This is a genomic window from Devosia soli (genome assembly GCF_000970455.1).
In the GTDB taxonomy this organism is placed as follows: domain Bacteria; phylum Pseudomonadota; class Alphaproteobacteria; order Rhizobiales; family Devosiaceae; genus Devosia; species Devosia soli.
This window is the reverse complement of sequence record NZ_LAJG01000014.1, coordinates 631,171-651,742: the sequence shown is the minus strand read 5'-3', so window position 1 is coordinate 651,742 and position 20,572 is coordinate 631,171. Positions and strand designations below refer to the sequence as shown.

The following is a 20,572-nucleotide window of genomic DNA, read 5'->3' as shown; positions in this document are numbered from 1 at the left end:
GTTCTCCATGGCGGGCGCGTTGGTCATCCTGCCGTTTCTTCCCATGTTGTCGGTTCAAATCCTCCCGTGATAAGCAAAGATGACGGGCTTATTGCGCGTGAAGAGGCTATCGAAATCACGGTCGCTCAAACCGTGGGGATGCACTTCTGCAGGCTGCAAGCCATCAGATCGACGACGTTGACGACGCGGATTTTCAAGAACGGCAGCTCGTGCCGCAGGAGATCGGCCGCGGCAAGGATTTCGAGCGTCGGCACGTCTCCGGCTGCGGCGAGAACGACGTCCGGCTCACTTTCTGCGGGTTCGGTGCCCGCCCAATCCCAGATGCCAATGCCGGCCTCACAATGCGCCGTTGCTTCCGCCAACGTGAGCCATTGAGGTGCGGGTTGCTTGCCCGCAATGATGACGTTGATCCGATCATATGTGCGCAGGCAGTGGTCGGTGACCCAAAGGAGGCAATTCGCGTCTGGCGGAAAATAGACGCGGACGATATCGGCCTTCTTGTTGACGACGAGATCGATGAACCCCGGATCCTGACGCGAAAAGCCATTGTGATCCTGGCGCCAGACATGGGAGGTCAGGAGGTAATTGAATGACGCAATGGGTTTCCGCCACGGCAGCGCGCGCGCGGACTTGAGCCACTTGGCGTGCTGGTTGAACATGGAGTCGACGATGTGGATGAAGGCCTCATAGCACGAAAAGAAGCCATTCCGGCCGGTCAGCAGATAGCCTTCGAGCCAACCCTGGCACATCTGCTCGCTCAGCACTTCCATGACGCGGCCAGACGGGCTTATGTGCTCGCCGTAGGCGAATACCGGCTCCATCCAGACCCTGTCGGTCACCTCGAAGACCGCATCGAGCCGGTTGGAGGCAGTTTCGTCAGGACCGAATAATCGGAAATTGGCGGACGCCTGATTGAGACTGAAAACATCGCGCAGGAACCGCCCCATGATCCTTGTCGCCTCTGCCGACACTGCGCCGGGGCCCGGAACATCGAGCGCATATGTTGCGGGGGGCGGGAGCCTGAGTTCCCTGCGCAGTGCGCCGCCGTTTGATCGCGGATTAGCGCCCATGCGGCTGTTGCCTGTGGGCGTAATGCTCATCAGGTCAGGCAATGGTGTGCCATTCTCGTCGAAGAGCTCCTCTATAGCGTAGCTGCGCAACCATGTTTCGAGCACGGCAAGGTGCTCTGGATTGGTGCGAACTTCGGCGACCGGCACTTGATGAGCGCGCCAAAAGTCCTCCACCCGTTTTCCATCGACCTGTTTAGGGCCGGTCCAGCCCTTTGGGCTGCGCAGGATCAGCATAGGCCAACGCGCTCGATCTGAAGAAGACCCGGATCGTGCGCTCGCCTGGATGGCAGCGATCATGTCCGCCGCATCGTCGAGGGCTTTGGCCATGGCCTGGTGCATGATCATGGGCTCGCTGCCTTCCACCCAGAGCGGCTCATGCCCAAGCCCGCGAAAGTAGTTATTGAGTTCGCCGTGTTCGAGGCGGGAGAGAACGGTCGGTCCGGCAATCTTGTAGCCATTGAGATGCAGGATCGGCAGCACCGCGCCATCGCGAGCGGGGTTCAAAAACTTGTTCGATTGCCACGACGCCGCCAGGGCCCCGGTCTCGGCTTCTCCATCGCCGACAATGCATGCGACGATCAGGCCCGGATTGTCGAAGGCCGCACCATAGGCATGCAACAACGAATAGCCGAGTTCGCCACCTTCGTGGATCGAACCGGGCGTGTCGGGCGAGGCATGGCTTGGCACACCTCCTGGAAAGGAGAAGCGGCGGAAAAGACGGAGCATGCCTTCTTTGTCCCGGCTGACGTCGGGATAGATCTCGCTGTAGCTGCCCTCGAGCCAGCTATTGGCGAGCAGCGCCGGCCCGCCATGGCCGGGCCCGCAGACGAACAACACGTCGAGGTCTCGCAGGCGGATGAGGCGATTGAGGTGCGTATAGATGAAGTTGAGGCCCGGCGTCGTGCCCCAATGGCCAAGCAGGCGTGGCTTGATGTGTTCGGCACGAAGCGGCTCTGCAAGAAGCGGATTGTCGAGCAGGTAGATCTGCCCGACCGACAGGTAATTGGTCGCGCGCCAATAGCGATCGAGCAGGTCCAAATCATCCTTCGAGAGCAGGGACAAACGATCAGCCATCTTCGGTTTCCGCGTTCGGGTTCGGGCATTATCGCCGCCCTTCCGTACGGATAGTTGCTTTTCGTCAATACGCGCCCTGTGCGGAGCGCCACAATCAGGGGCTCACAGAGATGGAGACAACCAATGGACGCCGCACTCCGTACCAAAATCCTCGACCTGCTCGACAAGCACCGCATTCTGACCCTTGCGACGCTGAGGCCCGATGGTTGGCCACAAGCGACCACGGTGGGTTATGTCAGCGACGGTTTGACGCTCTATTTCATGACCGGGAAGGAGACACAAAAGGCCAAGAACCTGGCGCGCGACAACCGCGTGTCGCTCACGGTCGATAGCGACACAGCCGACCCCACAGCCATCACAGGGCTATCGATGGCTGCGCGGGCGATATCGGTCTCGGACAAGGCGCGGATACGCGACGTGCTGTTCACCGAGCTTCCCAAGAAATACCCCGAATATACGGCCTCGATGAAGGACATGGATATTTCCGGCGTCGCCGTGTTCGAACTCCGGCCAGAAGTCATTTCCGTGCTCGACTATTCCAAGGGCTTTGGACACGCCGACATGGTCACGATCGGCGAGGCGGATCGGCGGGCTGCATAGAGGTGCTGTTTTGAAGCGAATGGAGCCGACAGCCAAGGTCTGGCGGAGACATCGCAGGTCCCAGTGATCATTCGAGGCATGGCTTCAGCAGATGCAAAACCAGCGTACTTCGGGAAGGATGAGCACGACCTCGAAGCTGCAGAATCGAAAGATGCCGCTAAGGTTCGGTTAGGGTTACCGATTTTTCAACTTTTGATCCCATGGTTGAAGACATGAGTAACCTTGGTGCATCGCATTTTGTTGGATCGCATAACTGGCTGCAGCATCATCTGCCGTGGCTGGCGGCCCTGACATTGTTGATGGGCATGCTTCGTGACGAGCCAGTCTTTAAGGCCGATCCGGATGGGTGGAATGGGTAGGGCGGTCGGCCCCACCCGTCATGACCCTAGGGCAGCACGGCCTTGAGCCGGAGAAGTGCGATGCGCTCGACCTGTGCGCAGGCGGTGGCGAATTCTTCTTCGGCCGAATTGGCGAGACGCTTCTCGAAATTTGCGAGAATGCCCGCCTTATCGTGGTCGCGCACGGCGATGATGAAGGGGAATCCGAACTTTTGAGTATAAGAATTGTTGAGCGCAGTGAATTTTTCGCGCTCGGCATCGGTCAGGGCGTCGAGGCCGGCTGAGGCTTGCTCGGCGGTGGAGTCGGCAGTCAGGCGCTTGGCGGCGGCAAGCTTTCCGGCGAGGTCCGGATGGGCGCGGAGGACGGCGAGGCGTTCCTCGGGCGTTGCCATGCGGAACTGGGTGCGCAGGGCGAAGTGAAGGCCGATGGCGGTGTCATTGGCGGGGGCGAGCTCGCTTTCCCAGGCGAGTTCGGCGATCCAGTGCGAATGCTCGAAGATCGATCCGTAACGCGAGACGAACTCGTCTTTGGGCAGCTCGCTCGGCACGACTTCGGGCGCGGTGTAGGGATGCTCCTTGGCCCAGTGCCGGGCGATCTCTAGACGAGTCGGGACCCACACTTTGTCGAATGTCTTGATGTAGTCCACGAACTTTTTCAGGCCTTGGAAGCGCCCGGGCTGGCCGACGAGGCGGCAATGCAGCCCCAGCGACATCATCTTGGGCGAGCCGGCCTGGCCTTCAGCGTAGAGGCAGTCGAAACTGTCCTTCAAGAACTGGAAATATTCTTCGCCGTTGTCGAAGCCGGGGCCGGTGACGAAGCGCATGTCATTGGTCGAGAGGGAATAGGGGATGATGAGCTGAGGGTGCCCGTGGATGAATCTCCAATAGGGTAAGTCATCGTCGTACGTGTCGGAAATGTAAGCAAAGCCACCGTAGTCGGCGACGAGATCGACCGTGTTGAGCGAGGAGCGGCCCGTGTACCAGCCAAGGGGGCGGGAACCGGTGGCAAGGGTATGAAGGCGCACGGCTTCTGCAATCTGACTGCGCTCTTCGTCGAGCGACATGTCCTTATGCTGCACCCATTTGTAGCCGTGCGAAGCGATCTCCCAGCCGGCCTCCTGCATGGCGGCGAGTTGTTCGGGAGCGCGCATCAGGGCGGTGGCGACGCCGTAGATGGTGACGGGCAGGTTTGCCTCGGTGAAAAGGCGATGGAGCCGCCAGAAGCCGGCCCGGGCGCCATATTCGTACATGGACTCCACATTGGCATGGCGCTGGCCGGGCCAGGGGGCGGCGCCGAGCACGTCGACCAGAAAGGCTTCGGAGGCGGCGTCGCCGTGGAGGATGTTGTTTTCGCCGCCCTCTTCGTAATTGAGCACGAATTGTACCGCGACATGGGCGCCTCCCGGCCAATTGGCATTGGGGATGTTGCGGCCATAGCCTTGCATATCGCGGGGGTAGCGGTTCATCGGCGGTCTCGTTCAGTCGTGGTCGATTTCGTCCAAGCTAAGCGCAGGATGGGTGATTGCGCCAGCACCATGAGAAGAGCTCATGGGGTTTGCTTCAAATTGCGCCGGGAAGCTGCACGCCCTCAAAATAGCTCTTGGCGTGGTCGAAGAAGATCGCGGGCGCCAGATGAAGCGCAGTGCCGGAGCGGACGAGGATGCCGAAACGGTTGGTCGGGAGGCCGCCGCTCAATGCATTGAACACAAGGCGACCGTCGGCGATTTCATTTTGCGCGCCGATGGGCGTCATGATCGAAACGTAATGGCCGCCAAGCGCGAGCTCGACCAGCATGCGGATGGAATTGGCCTCGACCATGGGCGGCAGCATGCCGGAGCGGCGGAGGAAGGGCTCGATGACCTCGCGGATGGAGATTTCGGGTTTGGCGACGGCGAGCGCGTGATCGAGGCACTGCTCCATGGTGAGCTTTGGCGCGCCGGCGAGGGGATGGTCCGGGACCATGACGGCGCCGATATGGACGTCGCGGCGGAAGGCGATGTCGACCTGGCGATGGGGTTTGGCGAGGAAGCCGAAGCCGATGTCGATGCGCTCTTCGGCGAGCCGTTCGATGACTTCGCTGGAGGATACTATTGAAATATCGATTGTGAGGCGCGGGTAGCGCTGACCAAAGTCCGAGATCAGGCGCGGCAGGAACGAGAGGCCAACGCTTTCGACGGTGCCAATGCGGACCACGCCGGCCCTGACGCCGCGCAACAGTTCGATCTCGGAGACGGCGGCTTCCATCGGGGCGGCGAGGCGGCGCGAATGACGGAAGAGGATTTCACCGGCAGGGGAGAGGCGCATGCGGCGCTTGTCGCGGAGGAAGAGCGTGATGCCGAGGGCGTCCTCCAGCTGGGCGACCTGACGGGTGACGGCGGAGGAGGCCACGTTTAGACGGCGGGCGGCTTCGCGGATGGAGAGATGGGTAGCGACGGCGTTGAAATAGAGGAGGGATGGCTGATGAAAGACGCGGGCAAGGAGCCCAGCGGAAAGGGCGTGTTCGCGAGGGCGATCTTGCAGCGGCTTTTCGTTTGCGTCTGTTGCCATATCGGCAGCATAGTGCTCCCAATTTGAGAGTATCAAGAGCAGAATCGCGGTTCTATGGTGCTCTTAGGGGAAACGAATAACGCATGCCGGTCTGGAACGGCCCCACGTTCGGACGGCGTGCTTAGGAGCAGCATATGGCCGGCGGACGCCTTACCACTCACGTTCTCGACACGATGGCGGGCAAGCCGGCGCGCGGCATGCGGCTCGAACTGCACTTCGTGCATGGCGACCACACCCATCACCTGGGCGACAGCTACACCAATGCCGATGGCCGGGTGGACCAGCCGCTGCTTGCCGACGACCAGTTCCAGCAAGGCGAGTTCGAAATCCGCTTTCATGTTGGGCAGTATTTCGAGCGGATCGGGGTCGAGGTCGAAACGCCGTTCCTCGATGTGGTGCCGATCCGCTTTACGATTTCCGAGGACAAGCACTATCACGTGCCGCTGCTCGTCAGCCCCTTCGCCTATTCGACCTATCGGGGGAGCTGAGCGATGGTGGAAGTTGCAAACGCAATCCGGTTTCTCCTCAATGGCGAGGAGGTCTCGCTCACCGATGTGGCGCCAGACCTGACGCTGCTCGATTGGCTGCGGCTGGAGAGACGTCTGCGCGGCTCCAAGGAAGGCTGTGCCGAGGGCGATTGCGGGGCCTGCACCGTGCTGGTTGGCCGGCTGATAGGCGACGAGATTATTTATGATGCCGTGACGGCGTGCATCCGGTTCGTCGGAAGTCTCCATGGCACGCATGTCGTGACCATCGAGCATCTGCGCGGCGAGAATGGTACGCTGCATCCTGTGCAGCAGGCGATGGTCGATCATCACGGCTCGCAATGCGGGTTCTGCACGCCGGGTTTCGTCATGAGCCTTTATGGGCTCTGGATGCGCGACCCCAGCCCGTCGCGCTCGGCGATCGAGAAGGCGCTGCAGGGTAATCTCTGCCGCTGCACGGGATATGCGCCGATCATCCGTGCCGGCGAGGCGATGGGCACTTATGGCCAGCCGCAGGGCGATGTGCTCTGGGCTGAACGGATTGCCGTCAAGGGCAAGATCAAGGCGCTCAACGATGGGCGCCGCGTGGTGATCGGCGAGGGCGACAGACAGATCATCATTCCGGCGGGCCTTGATGATTTCGCTGAAGTCTACGAGGCTAATTCCAATGCGCGGATCGTCGCCGGCTCGACCGATGTCGGGCTGTGGGTGACGAAATTCATGCGCAATATCGGGCCGGTGATATTCATCGGCCATCTGCAAGAATTGAAGCGTATCGCCGAGAACGCCAGCGAAGTGCGTTTTTATGCAGGCGTCACCTATTCTGAAGCGCTGCCGGTCATTCAGGCGAATTTTCCGCAGCTGGGCGAACTCTGGAACCGTTTCGCAGGTGAGCAGATCCGCAACATGGGCACCATCGGCGGCAATATTGCCAATGGCTCGCCCATCGGGGACACACCGCCGCCCTTCATTGCGCTCGGGGCGAAGCTGCATCTGCGGCGCGGCGAGCATCGGCGCGAGATCAAGCTGGAGGATTATTTTCTTGCCTATGGCAAGCAGGATCGGCAGCCGGGCGAGTTCGTCGAGAGCGTGACGCTGCCGCTGCTGCCGGCGGGCGAAAAGTTTGCGACCTATAAAATCTCCAAGCGGCGCGAGGAGGATATCTCGGCGCTATGTGGCGCGTTCCGCATATTCGTCAACGATGCCGGCACTGTCGGCATGGCTCGGATTGCCTTTGGCGGCATGGCGGCGACGCCGAAGCGGGCCAAGGCGGTGGAGGCGGCGCTTGTCGGTAAGACGTGGACGATGGAAACGGTTGAGGCAGCCGTTTTGGCTTTCGCCGATGATTATCAGCCGATCAGCGATATGCGCGCTTCGGCGGAATATAGGTTGCTGACGGCGCAAAACTTGCTCAAGCGGTTTTTCCTCGAAACGTCCGGGCAGGGCGAGCGGCTCAAGCGGGAGGTGGCGTGATGAACAAGCATCAGGCGCCGATCAATCTATCCGTGCTGCATAAGGCAACGCGCCACGATAGCGGACCGAAGCACGTCACTGGCACCGCTGAATATATCGACGACATCGTCGAGCCTGTCGGCACCATGCACGCCTACCTTGGGCTATCGACCGTGGCGCATGCCGAGATCGCGGGCATGGACTTCTCTGCGGTGTTGAAGGCGCCGGGTGTCATCGGCGTCCTTACAAATGACGATGTGCCGGGCGTGCTGGATATAAGCTCGGCGCATATGCATGACGAGCCGGTCTTTGCCGATGGCGTCGTGCATTTCTGGGGGCAGCCGATGTTCGCGGTGGTTGCCGAGACGCGCGATCAGGCACGGCGGGCGGCGCATCTCGTCAAGATCGATTATAACGAACTGCCGTTTTTTACCGATGTGCGCTCGGCCCAGGCAGCTGGTGGGAAGCTCGTGACGCCGCCGCTCAAGCTTGAGCGGGGCGATGTGAAAACTGGCCTCGCCGGCGCGCCGCGCCGGGCCAAGGGCGCGATCACCATTGGCGGACAGGATCACTTTTATCTCGAGGGTCAGATTGCGCTCGCCATTCCAGGCGAGGACGAGGACGTCACGCTGTTTTCTTCCACCCAGCATCCGAGCGAAATCCAGCTGATCGTGGCGCAGGCGCTGGGCATCCGGCACAATGCGGTGACGGTCAATGTTCGCCGCATGGGTGGCGGTTTCGGTGGCAAGGAAACGCAGGGGAATCTCTTTGCGGTGGTTGCGGCGCTGGCGGCAAAGAAATGGAACCGCGCCTGCAAATTGCGACCCGATCGCGACGACGACATGAGCGCGACCGGCAAGCGACATGATTTCGTGGTCGATTATGACGTTGGCTATGACGAGACGGGCAAGATCCATGCGGTGGATGCGGTTTATGGTGCGCGGGCCGGCTATTCGTCAGACCTGTCGGGGCCGGTAACGGACCGGGCACTGTTTCATTGCGACAATGCCTATTGGTATCCGGCGGTGAGGGCGCGGTCGGAGCCGCTTTATACCAATACCGTCTCCAACACCGCCTTCCGCGGCTTTGGCGGGCCGCAGGGCATGGTGGGGGCGGAAAGGTGGATCGAAGACATTGCCTATTCGCTGGGCAAGGATCCGCTGGAGATCCGCAAGGCCAACTTTTATGGCACCGATACTGATAATGTGACGCCCTATCATCAGGTGGTGGAGGACAACATCATCCACCGCGTGGTCGAGGAGCTTGAGGCTTCATCGGATTATCAGGCGCGGCGGCAGGCCATCCTCGCGTTCAACAAGACCAGCACGATCCTGAAAAAGGGCATTTCGCTGACGCCGGTGAAGTTCGGCATCTCCTTCACCGCGACATGGTACAATCAGGCTGGTGCGCTGGTGCACGTTTATAAGGATGGTTCGATCCATCTGTCGCATGGCGGCACCGAGATGGGGCAGGGGCTCTATATAAAGGTCGCGCAGGTGGTGGCCGATGCGTTCGGGGTAAACCTCGACACGGTCAAGATCATGGCGACCTCCACGGGGAAGGTGCCTAACACCTCGGCGACTGCGGCTTCGTCCGGCTCCGATCTCAATGGTGCGGCAGCCTACGATGCTTGCCGGCAGATCAAGGAGCGGCTGGTCGCGCATGCGGCCAAGCTCCATGAGATGAGCGAAGCCGAGTGCGAATGGGTGCAGGGCGGTATTCAGGCTGGCCCAAAATTCGTGCCCTTCGCCGAACTGGCGATGTCGGCTTACATGAACCGCGTGCAGCTTTCGGCGGCGGGCTTTTACAAGACGCCCAAGATTCACTGGGACCGGGCGACTGGCCGCGGGCATCCGTTCTATTATTTTGCTTACGGCGCTTCGGCGAGCGAAGTTACGATTGATACGTTGACCGGAGAATATACCGTCGACCGGGTCGATATTTTGCATGATGTCGGCAAGTCGCTGAACCCGGCGATCGATCTGGGCCAGGTCGAAGGCGCTTTCGTGCAGGGCATGGGGTGGCTGACGACGGAAGAGCTCGTTTGGGACGCCAAGGGGCAGCTTCGGACGCACGCACCGTCTACCTATAAGATACCCCTCGCGAGCGATGTGCCGCCGATTTTTAACGTGAAGCTGGCAGAGTGGTCGGTGAACAAGGAGCCCACGATCGGCCGATCCAAGGCGGTGGGTGAGCCGCCGTTCATGTTGGCGATGAGCGTGCCGGAAGCGCTGGGCATGGCAGTGGCGAGCGTGGCGGACTACAAGATCGCGCCGCAGCTCAATATGCCGGTGACGCCGGAGCGGGTGCTGATGGGCGTCGAGCGGATGAAGCGGGAGGCGCGGGGGTGAGATTGGGCAGCGTGTTTGCCGGACCCCCACCTCGCCTCCCCCTGGAAGGGGGAGGGACGCAACTGTGCATATGGCGGGATGATGCCTCAAACACCGTTCTACTCCTCCCCCTTGTAGGGGGAGGTTGGGTGGGGGTGCAGAAGCAATGACCTCCACCGCCCTCGAATCCTTTCTCGCTGCCAATCCCGACATCATTGCCTGCGAACTGACTTCGGTCCGTGGTTCCTCTCCGCGCGAGCAGGGCACCTTCATGCTTGTCGCCCTCGGCGCCATTTACGGCACGATCGGCGGTGGTGCGCTTGAATATATGGTCATCGACCATGCGCGGCGGTTGATTGCCGAGGGGCGCGCCGAGGCAGCGATGGAAGTGCCGCTGGGGCCGGAAATCGGGCAGTGTTGCGGCGGGCGAGTCAATGTCGCGTTGCGCTATGCCGATGCAAAAGTCCGGCGCGATGTAATAGCGCGGACGATGGCTGAGGATGCCGCGACGCCGCGGGTCTATGTGTTCGGGGCCGGGCATGTCGGGCGCGTCCTTGCTCAAATCCTCTCGCTCTTGCCCGTGCGGGTGCAAGTCATCGATACGCGCCAGGACGAACTCGATCTCTTGCCCTCAGGCATCGCCCATCGCCGCGTGGCGATGCCCGAGGCTGTCGTGCGCGCCGCGCCGCGCGGTAGCGCCTACGTGATCCTCACCCACGATCACGCTCTTGATTTTCTTATTGCCAATGAGGCGCTCGCAAGGCTCGACAGCCCCTATGTTGGTATGGTTGGCTCGAAAACGAAGCGGGCGAAGTTTGCGAGCTGGTATCTGGAGCAGGGCGGCCAAAGAACGGCATTGGAGAGATTGGTGTTACCCATTGGTGCACAAGGGCTTGGGGATAAACGGCCATCGGTGATCGCGGCTCTGGCGGCGGCCGAAATTATGGTCCAGATTAGGCAACGGGAAGCTACTGACGGGTGCGCGTCCGCCCCTTCGCGAGAAAGGGTGGCGAGTGGACTCTAACATGCCCAATCGGCTCGAACTCACCGGCATCACCAAGCAGTTTCCCGGCGTTTTGGCCAACGATCACGTATCCTTCTCAGTAAAGCCGGGTGAGATCCACGCGCTTCTGGGGGAAAACGGCGCCGGCAAGTCCACCCTCGTCAAGATGATCTACGGCATCATGCAGCCCGATGCCGGCGAAATCCGCTGGAACGGCGAGCCGGTCGTGGTGCCCAATCCCAAAGCCGCGCGCAAGCTTGGCATCGGTATGGTGTTTCAGCACTTTTCGTTGTTCGAAGCGCTGACGGTGCTCGAAAACATCGCGCTCGGGATGGACGCGAAAATTCCATCGCGTGAGCTCGAAAGCCGTATCCGCGAAGTCATGCAGACCTATGGCCTCCTGCTCGATCCGCATCGAACGGTGGCAACGCTTTCGGTCGGCGAACGGCAGCGCATCGAGATCGTGCGCGCATTGCTGCTCAATCCGCAGCTATTGATCATGGACGAGCCCACCTCGGTGCTGACGCCGCAGGAAGTGGAGCAGCTCTTCACTGTGCTTCGGAAGCTGGCGGCCGAAGGCTGCTCGATCCTCTACATTTCGCATAAGCTCCATGAAATCAAAGCCTTGTGCGATACCGCGACGATCCTGCGCGGCGGCAAGCTTGTCGATACGTGCGATCCGAAGCAGGAAACCAGCCGATCGATGGCCGAGAAGATGATCGGCACGGGTCTGCGCGATATCGTCAAGGGTGAGGGCAGGGTCCTTGGCCCGCCCAAACTGGTGGTCAATCGGCTGCGCACCGGCAAGACCGGGCATTTCGATGTGCCCGTCGACAATGTCAGTTTCACTGTTCGCTCAGGCGAAATTCTCGGCATTGCTGGCGTGGCCGGCAATGGGCAAAACGCGCTGCTCGATGCGCTCTCGGGCGAGATCATCGGCGATGATCGCGAAGCGATCACTATCGATGGCTACGGCATCGGGCTGATGAACACCACCGAGCGACGCAAGCAGGGGCTTTGCGCGGTGCCCGAAGAGCGCAATGGTCACGCTGCCGTCGGCGATTTTTCCCTTGCCGACAATTCCGTGCTGACGGCGCGCGATCGTCTCGGCATGGTCGTGATGGGTCTCATCAATTCAGGCGCGGCAAAGACTTACACTGGTAAGGTCATTGCGGACTTCGCCGTCAAGGCACTGGGGCCGGCGTCAACTGCCGGCTCACTCTCGGGTGGCAATCTGCAGAAATACATCATGGGCCGCGAAATTCTGCAAAAGCCTTCGGTGCTGGTCGTCAGTCAGCCGACCTGGGGTGTCGATGCGGGTGCAGCGGCGGCCATCCATCAGGCGCTGGTCGATCTTGCGGCGGCCGGATCGGCAATCGTTGTCATCAGCCAAGACCTCGATGAACTGCGGGCGCTCTGCGATACGCTTGCGGTGATCAATATGGGACGGCTCAGCGAGGCGCGGCCGGTCAAGGATTTCAGCATTGAAGAGATTGGCCTCCTGATGGGCGGCGTCCATGGGACGACGGAGGGCGCAGATGCAATTCCGGCTTGAGAAGCGCCGCGAACCGTCGCGGTTGATGAGCTACATTACCCCGTTTGCCGCGGTGCTGCTGACCATGGTGCTCGGGACCGTGATCTTCTCCCTGATCGGGTATGATGGCCTCGGGGCGGTTCGCGAGATTTTCCTGACTCCGCTGACCAATAGCTACAAGTGGCAGGATCTCGGCATCAAGGCCGCGCCATTGATCATCATCGGTACGGGCCTTTCCATTGCCTATCGCGCCAATGTCTGGAACATCGGCGCCGAAGGGCAATATGTGATCGGCGGCCTCGCGGGCACAGGTATTGCCCTTCTTACCTACGGCATGACTGGGTGGTGGATCCTACCACTGATGGTCCTGGCGGGCATCCTCGGAGGCATGGCTTATGCTGCCATTCCGGCATTCCTGCGCACACGGCTCAACGTCAATGAAATCCTGACAAGCCTCATGCTGACCTATGCCTCGGTGCAGCTCATCTATTACCTTATCCGCGCGCCCTGGAAGGACCCGATGGGCATGGGCTTTCCGCAGACGCGACTGTTTTCGGAGGCGGCCCGGCTGCCCACGATCATACCGGGCACTATCGTGCATCTCGGCGTGCCGATTGCGGTGATTGTCGGGATTGTCGCCTGGTTCATCATGACCCGATCGGTCTTCGGCTATCGCATGCGCGTCGTCGGTGCTGCGCCACATGCTGCACGCTATGGGGGCTTCTCGGAGAACAAGACCATCTGGCTGGCCATGCTGGTCAGCGGGGGCCTTGCCGGGCTTGCGGGAGTGCTCGAGGTCGCCGGACCATTCCAACGGATGGTGCCGGGCTTTCCGACCAATTATGGGTTCACGGCGATTATCGTCGCCTTCCTCGGTCGTCTTAACCCGCTGGGCGTGATCGTTGCCGGCGTCGTCCTCGCTATCACCTTTGTGGGCGGGGAAGTGGCGCAGACGACGATTGGCTTGCCTAATGCGGCGACCGGCATTTTCCAGGCGATGATGCTGTTCTTCCTTTTGGCCGGGGACATCCTGATCAAATACCGGTTGCGCCGCGTTTCGCCGCAGCCATCGGTGGGGGCCGCATAATGGAGCTGACGCTCGCCATTCTGATCACGGTGGTCGGTGCATCGACGCCAATCCTCATCGCAGCGCTTGGGGAACTTGTCGTCGAGCGGGCAGGGGTGCTCAATCTCGGTGTCGAAGGCATGATGCTGATCGGCGCCATCGCCGGCTTCGTTGTCCAGTTCCACACCGGCAATCCCTATCTGGCGCTGCTCTGCGGCGCTGCTGCCGGCACGGCGGCCTCGCTGATCTTCGGGTTTCTGACCCTCTCGCTTTCTGCTAACCAGACGGCGACAGGCCTGGCGCTGACCATCTTCGGCACGGGTTTTTCGGCGCTTGCTGGTTCGTCCTATTCGGCGCGTCCTGTGACGCTGATGCAGCCGCTCTTTCCCGCAGATCTCGCCACCCATCCGGTCCTGCGTGTCATTTTCGGCTATTCCTTTCCGGTCTACTTCTCCTTCGTCATGGTCGTCGCCATCTGGTACTTCCTCCACAAGACACGCGCTGGGCTGATCTTGCGCGCTGTTGGCGAGAATGACCAATCGGCGCACTCGATCGGCTATTCGGTGATCGGCGTTCGCTATCTCGCCGTGATGTTCGGCGGCGCCATGGCCGGCCTTGCCGGGGCCTGTTTTCCGCTTTTGCTGACCCCGCAATGGGCCGAGCGTATGACGGCGGGGCGCGGCTGGATCGCTGTGGCGCTGGTGGTGTTTGCCTCGTGGAAGCCTTTCCGGCTGCTCGGCGGCGCTTATCTGTTCGGGCTGGTGATGACTATGGAGCTTTATGCCAAGGCCGGGGGCGGCCCGCTGAGCGCCGTGCCATCCGAGCTTTGGGCAGCTCTGCCCTATCTTGCAACCGTCGTCGTGCTGGTCCTCATCTCGATCCGCCGCGACGCCTCAACCAATGCACCGGCATGCCTCGGCAAGCCGTTTTTGCCCGCCAATTGAGATGACACCGGAACGATCGTCTCAATCAAGGAACGTCAGTCAGGAGAAACATCAGATGACACTTTCGCGTCGTACATTCGTCAAGGTCGGTGGTGCCGCCTTGGCCATGCCGCTCTTGGGCTCGCGCGCCTTCGCGCAGCTCGAAAAGATCAAGATCGGCTTCATCTATGTCGGTTCGATCAACGACAATGGCTATAACTATGCCCATAACCAGGGCCGCCTTTATGTCGAAGAACAGCTCGGCGATAAGGTCGAGACGGTTTATGTCGAAAACGTGCCGGAAGGCCCGGACTGCGAACGCGTCCTGCGCGAACTGGCCCAGCAGGGCTGCAACCTGATTTTCGCAACGAGCTTCGGCTTCGGCGACTCCGTGGTCAAGGTCGCTCCGCAGTTCCCGGATATCGCTTTCGAGCACGCAACTGGCTACATGAGCGGCCCCAATATCGGGCTTTACAATGCGCGCTTCTATGAAGGCCGTGCGGTCTGCGGCACGATTGCCGGTCACATGTCCAAGACCGGCAAGGCGGGCTACATCGGCTCGTTCCCGATCCCGGAAGTGGTCATGGGCATCAACTCTTTCGTACTTGCTGCGCGTAAGGTCAATCCTGAGTTCACGATCAAGCCGGTTTACATCTCGACCTGGAACGATCCGGCCAAGGAAGCTGACGCTGCCCGCGCCATGATCGATCAGGGCATCGACATCGTCGCTCAGCACACCGACGGCCCGGCTGCCCTGCAGGTTGCCGCCGAACGCGGTATCGTCGGTGGCTTCGGCCAGGGCGCAGATATGAGCGCCTTTGCTCCGGACACCCAGCTCACCGCCATCATCGACCACTGGGGCCCGCACTACCTCGCCTCTGCCGAAGCCGTTCTGGCCGGCACCTGGGCGCCTGGCAATACCTGGGAAGGCCTTAAGGAAGACGTGGTGCAGATGGGCCCGTACGGCGCCAAGGTGCCGGAAGACGTCCGCGCTGCTGCTGACGAAGTAAAGAATGGCCAGATCGATGGCTCCTTCCACATCTTCACCGGCCCGATCAAGGACAACACTGGCACCGAGCGCGTTGCCGCTGGCGTCACCATGACCGACGCTGAGCTCTTGAGCATGGACTGGTACGTCGAAGGCGTCGAACAGCCGGCGTAAGCCGGGCTGATAGGCAAACTGGAAAGGGCGGGCTGACGCTCGCCTTTTCTTTGTCGGCCGCCGAATATGCGGTGGTTGCCTTCTCCCCTCGCGGGAGAAGTTGCCCGATGGGCGGATGAGGGGTCCGCGTTTCGGCGACAAGCTCTTCTGCGGAGGAGAGCACACCTCACGCTGGATTTCGCTGGACGCGAAAGTCCTGTTCCTCTCCCGCAAGAGGCGGGGGCAGAGTGGAGATTGGGATAGATGGGCGATCTTGCAATTTTCTATGAGTGGCTGATGTTTGCCGTGCGGTGGTTGCACGTCGTCACCGCCATAGCCTGGATTGGGTCTTCGTTCTATTTCATCGCGCTCGACCTCGGCCTGCGCAAGACGCCGAGCCTGCCACCGCTGGCCCATGGCGAGGAATGGCAGGTGCATGGCGGCGGATTTTATCACATCAATAAATACCTGGTGGCGCCGGAGTTTTTGCCGGAACACCTGACCTGGTTCAAATGGGAAAGCTACTGGACCTGGATGAGCGGTGCCATGCTGCTGGCGCTCATCTATTACGTCGGCGCCGACATCTATCTCGTTGATCGCAATGTGCTCGATATCCCGAGCTGGGGGGCAATCCTCTTATCGATCGGTTCGATCGTGCTCGGCTGGGTGCTTTATGATGCTCTCTGCAAATCACCGATAGGGCAATCGACCACTGGGTTGATGCTGGTGCTGTTCGCGATCCTCGTTGCCGCAAGCTGGGGCTATACGCAGCTCTTCACCGGCCGAGCGGCGATGCTGCATATGGGCGCGTTTACAGCGACCATCATGGCGGCGAACGTTGCCATGATCATCATCCCGAACCAGAAGATCGTGGTGGCCGATCTCAAGGCGGGAAAGGTGCCCGATGCAAAGTACGGCAAGATCGCCAAGCAGCGGAGCCTTCACAACAACTACCTGACGCTGCCTGTCATCTTCTTCATGCTCTCGTCCCACTATCCTTTGGCTTTTGCCACGCAGTGGAACTGGATAATTGCTTCGCTGATCTTCCTCGTCGGCGTTGTCATTCGGCACTATTTCAACACGCGCCACGCGCGAAAGGGCAATCCGCACTGGACCTGGGCCGTGGCGGTCATTCTCTTTATCACCATTGCCTGGCTGTCGACGGCGCCAAAGTTGCCTGGGATCGATACGCCAGCAGTTGCCAGCGCGACAGGCGAGCGCTTCATGGCGACGGAACATTTCAAGCTGGCGAGCCAGACCGTCCAGACGCGGTGCTCGATGTGCCATACGGCAGAGCCAGTCTGGCCAGGGGTTTATGAGGCCCCGAAGAATGTCATTCTGGACAATGACATCGCCATTGCCAACCACGCCAAGGACATCGCCATGCAGGCAGGCTACGCGCACGCGATGCCGCCGGGCAATGTCACCGAAATGACCGCCAAGGAACGGGCAATTCTCGTTCAGTGGTTCCGCGAGGGTTCAGGCTCGTGAGCCGGACTATCCTACGTGGGCGCGTGCTCAGCTTTCATCGCGCGCCCGACGGCATCGACGATAAGGACAGCTACCTTTATCTCGAAGACGGTGCCATCAGCGTCGAGAATGGGACTATCGTCGCGGTAGGCGCTTTTGCCGGGGCGGAAACGGGCGATGCGGCGATCATCGATCACCGGCCGCACCTGATCATGGCCGGCTTCATCGACATGCACCTTCATTATGTGCAGAGCCACATGATGGCGTCCTATGCCGGCTCGCTTCTCGATTGGCTCAACACCTATACCTTCATCGAGGAACAGAAATTTGCCCAGCAGGGCCATGCCGATGCGGTCGCGGTCGATTTTTATGACGCGCTGATCCGGCATGGTACGACGACGGCGGTCGCTTATTGCTCGAGCCATCCGCGCTCGGTTGATGCCTTTTTTGCCGAGGCGCAGCGGCGCAATATGTTGATGATCGGCGGCAAGGTGATGATGGACCGGAATGCGCCGGAGGAGCTGCTGGATACTGCGCAATCTGGCTACGACGACACCAAGGCGCTGATCGCGCGCTGGCATGGGCGGGGCAGGGGGCTTTATGCTATTTCCCCGCGGTTTGCCATCACATCGACGCCTGAGCAAATGGAGATGGCACGGGCGCTCGTTGCCGAGCATGGGGACTGCTATGTGCAGACCCATCTCAGCGAGAATGACGCCGAAATCTCATATTCCATGGAGCTTTATCCCGAGGCGCCGGATTATGCGGGGATTTATGAGCAGTACGGACTTTTGGGATCGAGGACGCTTCTAGGGCACTCGATCCATCTCAATCACCGTGAGACGGCAGTGATCGCGGAGACCGGCTCGGTGGCGGTGTTTTGTCCGACCTCGAACCTCTTTCTCGGCTCCGGACTTTTCGATCGCGAGCGGCTTCTCAAGCATGGGGTGCGGATCGGGCTTGCGACGGATATCGGCGCGGGGACAAGCTTTTCCATGCTGAAAACCATGGACGAAGCGTTCAAGGTGCTGCAGCTGCGCAAGCAGAGTTTTAACCCGCTCGCTTCGTTTCACCTCGCGACACGCGGCAATGCCGAGGCGCTAGGCCTCGCAGAAACGATTGGCAGTGTGGCGCCTGGACGCGCGGCGGATCTGGTGGTGCTTGACGCGCGGGCAACGCCGACCATGCGTATGCGGATGGGGTCGGTCGAAACGATCGTGGAAGAACTCTTCGTGCTGCAGACGCTTGGCGATGATCGTGCGATCGCCGAGGTCTATGTTGCTGGCGCAAGGGCGAAGTCAACTTTAGGCGGGTTGTGACACCGCCTGCGATGGCCTAAAGCTGTCGCCAAACTGTTATCGAGAGGTTCCAGGCATGAGCGACTACCTGACGAAATCCGGATTGTCCGTGCATCATTTGCTGGTGGATTTCGTCGAGAAAGAGGCGCTTCCCGGGCTTTCGATCACTGCGGACCAGTTCTGGAGCGGCTTTGCCGGGCTGGTGGCGACTCATGCGCCGACCAATGCGCGGCTGCTGGCCAAGCGCGACGATTTGCAGAGCAAGATCGACGACTGGCACCACAAGTATGGGCCGGTTGCCAACAATCCGCAGGGGTATGAGTTCTTCCTCAAGGATATCGGCTATCTCGTTCCAGAGCCTCAGGATTTTACGATCGAGACGACGGATCTCGACCCGGAAATCTCGAGCCTTTGCGGGCCGCAGCTCGTCGTTCCGGTGTCGAATGCGCGCTATGCGCTCAATGCCGCGAATGCGCGCTGGGGAAGCCTTTATGATGCGCTTTATGGCACCGATATCATTGGGCGCGAGGGCGATCTGGCGCCGGGGAAGGGCTATAATGCCGCTCGCGGTGCGGCGGTCGTGGCGCGTGCAGCGCAGTTCCTCGATGAGGCATTTCCGTTGGCAACCGGCAGCCATTCGGACGTTATCGGGTACCATCTCGTTAACATCGACGGCGTGCGGCACCTGCAAGTCGATACTGCCGCCGGCCGCACTGGCCTACGCGACCCATCGAGCTTCGTCGGCTTTGCCGGAACCGAGGAAAACGGCGAGATCGTCCTCCGGCACAATGGGCTGCATGTCGTTCTGATCATCGACCCAAAGAGCCAGATCGGGTCGGCGCACAAGGCGGGGCTTTCCGACGTCGTCGTCGAGGCGGCGCTGACGACGATCCAGGATTGCGAGGATTCGGTCGCGGCGGTCGATGCCGAAGATAAGGTCGGGGTTTACCGCAACTGGCTCGGCCTCATGACCGGGACGCTCGAAGACACGTTCGAGAAGGGCGGGCAGACGATTACCCGCAAGCTCAAGGCGGACCGGACTTATAAGGACACCAATGGGCAGCCGCTGGTGCTTAAGGGGCGCTCGCTCCTGCTGGTGCGCAATGTCGGCCATCTGATGACGACCGATGCGGTGCTGCTCGATGGCAAGCCGATCGGCGAAGGGCTGATGGATGCTGCTGTGACGGCGCTTTGCGCCATGCACGACGAGGGCAACAATTCGCGCACCGGCTCGATCTATGTGGTCAAGCCCAAGATGCATGGCCCGGAAGAGGTGGCTTTTGCCTGTGCGATCTTTGCGTCGGTAGAAGGTTTCCTTGGCCTCAAGCCGAATACGATCAAGATCGGCATCATGGACGAGGAGCGCCGGACATCGGCCAACCTCAAGGCCGCTATCCATGAAGCGCGCAGCCGCGTATTCTTTATCAATACCGGGTTCCTCGATCGCACCGGCGATGAAATCCATACCTCGATGGAAGCGGGCGCCGTCTTGCGCAAGGACGAGATCAAGTCCGAGCGCTGGATCAGCTCCTATGAGGACCGCAATGTCCTGATCGGACTTGCCTGCGGCTTTTCCGGGAAGGCACAGATCGGCAAGGGAATGTGGGCCCGGCCGGACGACATGGCGGCGATGATGGACGCCAAGATCGGCCATCCCAATGCCGGCGCCAACACAGCCTGGGTGCCATCGCCAACTGCGGCGACCCTCCATGCATTGCATTATCACCAAGTCGATGTGTTCGCGGCGCAGGCGCGCCGCCACAACCAGGCCGTTCCGCCGCTGTCGGACTTGTTCTCGATGCCGGTGCAGGTGCCCTATTCCTTGAGTCGCGATGAAATCACCCGCGAGCTCGAAAACAACGCCCAGGGCATTTTGGGTTATGTGGTGCGCTGGGTGCAGCAAGGGGTCGGTTGCTCCAAGGTGCCGGACATCAACAATGTCGGCCTGATGGAAGATCGCGCCACGTGCCGCATTTCCTCGCAGGCAGTGGCCAACTGGCTGCGTCATGGCCTGGTCAGCCGCGACGAGGTAACTTCGGTCTTCGAGCGCATGGCCAAGGTGGTCGACGAGCAGAACGAGGGCGATCCGATCTATCGGCCGATGGCGGAGAACTACCAGTCAGTGGCGTTCCAGGCCGCGCTCGACCTGGCGCTCAAGGGGGTCGACCAGCCAAGCGGGTATACCGAGCCGATCCTCCACGCTGCGCGCCGGAAGGTGAAGGCGCGGGACGCGAAGTAAAG

Annotated in this window: 14 protein-coding genes and 1 pseudogene; 12 read left to right on the top strand and 3 right to left on the bottom strand. The window is 60.8% G+C overall.

Annotated elements, in window-relative coordinates:
* Positions 1–63: 63 nt before the first annotated feature.
* A pseudogene (locus VW35_RS07250) lies at positions 64–2,144 on the bottom strand (phosphoketolase family protein); the annotation flags it as partial.
* Positions 2,145–2,267: 123 nt separating this feature from the next.
* On the opposite strand from VW35_RS07250, the gene VW35_RS07245 reads away from it, so the two are divergent.
* Positions 2,268–2,744: a pyridoxamine 5'-phosphate oxidase family protein gene (locus VW35_RS07245; protein WP_046142272.1), complete on the top strand. Its 477-nt coding sequence runs from the start codon at positions 2,268–2,270 to the stop codon at positions 2,742–2,744.
* Positions 2,745–3,129: 385 nt separating this feature from the next.
* Here the strand turns inward: VW35_RS07245 and puuE are convergent, their stop codons facing one another.
* Both puuE and VW35_RS07235 read right to left on the bottom strand, forming a co-directional pair.
* A complete protein-coding gene (puuE, locus tag VW35_RS07240; RefSeq protein ID WP_046142271.1) occupies positions 3,130–4,548 on the bottom strand; it encodes an allantoinase PuuE in 1,419 nt (472 codons plus the stop codon).
* Positions 4,549–4,642: 94 nt separating this feature from the next.
* Positions 4,643–5,629 (bottom strand): LysR family transcriptional regulator, encoded by a 987-nt coding sequence (locus tag VW35_RS07235; protein WP_083982499.1) that lies wholly within the window; start codon positions 5,627–5,629, stop codon positions 4,643–4,645.
* A gap of 134 nt (positions 5,630–5,763) precedes the next feature.
* Between VW35_RS07235 and uraH the strand changes: the two genes are divergently transcribed.
* From uraH to VW35_RS07180, 11 genes are all read left to right on the top strand, one after another.
* The gene (gene uraH, locus VW35_RS07230; protein WP_046142270.1) at positions 5,764–6,117 is read left to right on the top strand and encodes a hydroxyisourate hydrolase; all 354 of its coding nucleotides are present in this window, start codon (positions 5,764–5,766) and stop codon (positions 6,115–6,117) included.
* A gap of 3 nt (positions 6,118–6,120) precedes the next feature.
* A complete protein-coding gene (xdhA, locus tag VW35_RS07225) occupies positions 6,121–7,587 on the top strand; it encodes a xanthine dehydrogenase small subunit (protein WP_046142269.1) in 1,467 nt (488 codons plus the stop codon).
* A complete protein-coding gene (gene xdhB / locus VW35_RS07220; protein WP_046142268.1) occupies positions 7,587–9,917 on the top strand; it encodes a xanthine dehydrogenase molybdopterin binding subunit in 2,331 nt (776 codons plus the stop codon). The genes xdhA and xdhB overlap by 1 nt, the downstream gene beginning before the upstream one ends.
* 145 nt (positions 9,918–10,062) lie before the next feature.
* Positions 10,063–10,920, top strand: coding sequence for a xanthine dehydrogenase accessory protein XdhC (gene xdhC / locus VW35_RS07215; RefSeq protein WP_046142267.1), 858 nt, complete (start codon positions 10,063–10,065; stop codon positions 10,918–10,920).
* Between the two features lies 1 nt (position 10,921).
* Positions 10,922–12,454, top strand: a complete 1,533-nt coding sequence (locus tag VW35_RS07210) for an ABC transporter ATP-binding protein (protein WP_046142266.1) — start codon at positions 10,922–10,924, stop codon at positions 12,452–12,454.
* Positions 12,438–13,520, top strand: a complete 1,083-nt coding sequence (locus tag VW35_RS07205; protein ID WP_046142265.1) for an ABC transporter permease — start codon at positions 12,438–12,440, stop codon at positions 13,518–13,520. Before VW35_RS07210 ends, VW35_RS07205 begins: the two co-directional genes overlap by 17 nt.
* A complete protein-coding gene (locus VW35_RS07200) occupies positions 13,520–14,443 on the top strand; it encodes an ABC transporter permease (protein ID WP_046142264.1) in 924 nt (307 codons plus the stop codon). The genes VW35_RS07205 and VW35_RS07200 overlap by 1 nt, the downstream gene beginning before the upstream one ends.
* Before the next feature lie 55 nt (positions 14,444–14,498).
* On the top strand, positions 14,499–15,584 hold the full coding sequence (locus tag VW35_RS07195) for a BMP family ABC transporter substrate-binding protein (RefSeq protein WP_046142263.1): 1,086 nt from the start codon (positions 14,499–14,501) through the stop codon (positions 15,582–15,584).
* Positions 15,585–15,827: 243 nt separating this feature from the next.
* Positions 15,828–17,054 carry a urate hydroxylase PuuD gene (locus VW35_RS07190; protein ID WP_046142262.1) on the top strand — a complete coding sequence of 409 codons (1,227 nt, stop codon included), beginning with the start codon at positions 15,828–15,830 and terminating at the stop codon, positions 17,052–17,054.
* Complete coding sequence (gene guaD / locus VW35_RS07185) at positions 17,051–18,352, top strand: guanine deaminase (protein WP_046142261.1); 1,302 nt, start codon at positions 17,051–17,053, stop codon at positions 18,350–18,352. Before VW35_RS07190 ends, guaD begins: the two co-directional genes overlap by 4 nt.
* A gap of 55 nt (positions 18,353–18,407) precedes the next feature.
* A complete protein-coding gene (locus VW35_RS07180) occupies positions 18,408–20,570 on the top strand; it encodes a malate synthase G (protein ID WP_046142260.1) in 2,163 nt (720 codons plus the stop codon).
* Positions 20,571–20,572 lie beyond the last annotated feature (2 nt).

Bases quoted from the DNA above. Each gene is read 5' to 3' on its own strand.
- VW35_RS07245 (WP_046142272.1), top strand. From the start codon at position 2,268: ATGGACGCCGCACTCCGTACCAAAATCCTCGACCTGCTCGACAAGCAC.
- puuE (WP_046142271.1), bottom strand. From the start codon at position 4,548: ATGAACCGCTACCCCCGCGATATGCAAGGCTATGGCCGCAACATCCCC.
- VW35_RS07235 (WP_083982499.1), bottom strand. From the start codon at position 5,629: ATGGCAACAGACGCAAACGAAAAGCCGCTGCAAGATCGCCCTCGCGAA.
- uraH (WP_046142270.1), top strand. From the start codon at position 5,764: ATGGCCGGCGGACGCCTTACCACTCACGTTCTCGACACGATGGCGGGC.
- xdhA (WP_046142269.1), top strand. From the start codon at position 6,121: ATGGTGGAAGTTGCAAACGCAATCCGGTTTCTCCTCAATGGCGAGGAG.
- xdhB (WP_046142268.1), top strand. From the start codon at position 7,587: ATGAACAAGCATCAGGCGCCGATCAATCTATCCGTGCTGCATAAGGCA.
- xdhC (WP_046142267.1), top strand. From the start codon at position 10,063: ATGACCTCCACCGCCCTCGAATCCTTTCTCGCTGCCAATCCCGACATC.
- VW35_RS07210 (WP_046142266.1), top strand. From the start codon at position 10,922: ATGCCCAATCGGCTCGAACTCACCGGCATCACCAAGCAGTTTCCCGGC.
- VW35_RS07205 (WP_046142265.1), top strand. From the start codon at position 12,438: ATGCAATTCCGGCTTGAGAAGCGCCGCGAACCGTCGCGGTTGATGAGC.
- VW35_RS07200 (WP_046142264.1), top strand. From the start codon at position 13,520: ATGGAGCTGACGCTCGCCATTCTGATCACGGTGGTCGGTGCATCGACG.
- VW35_RS07195 (WP_046142263.1), top strand. From the start codon at position 14,499: ATGACACTTTCGCGTCGTACATTCGTCAAGGTCGGTGGTGCCGCCTTG.
- VW35_RS07190 (WP_046142262.1), top strand. From the start codon at position 15,828: ATGGGCGATCTTGCAATTTTCTATGAGTGGCTGATGTTTGCCGTGCGG.
- VW35_RS07180 (WP_046142260.1), top strand. From the start codon at position 18,408: ATGAGCGACTACCTGACGAAATCCGGATTGTCCGTGCATCATTTGCTG.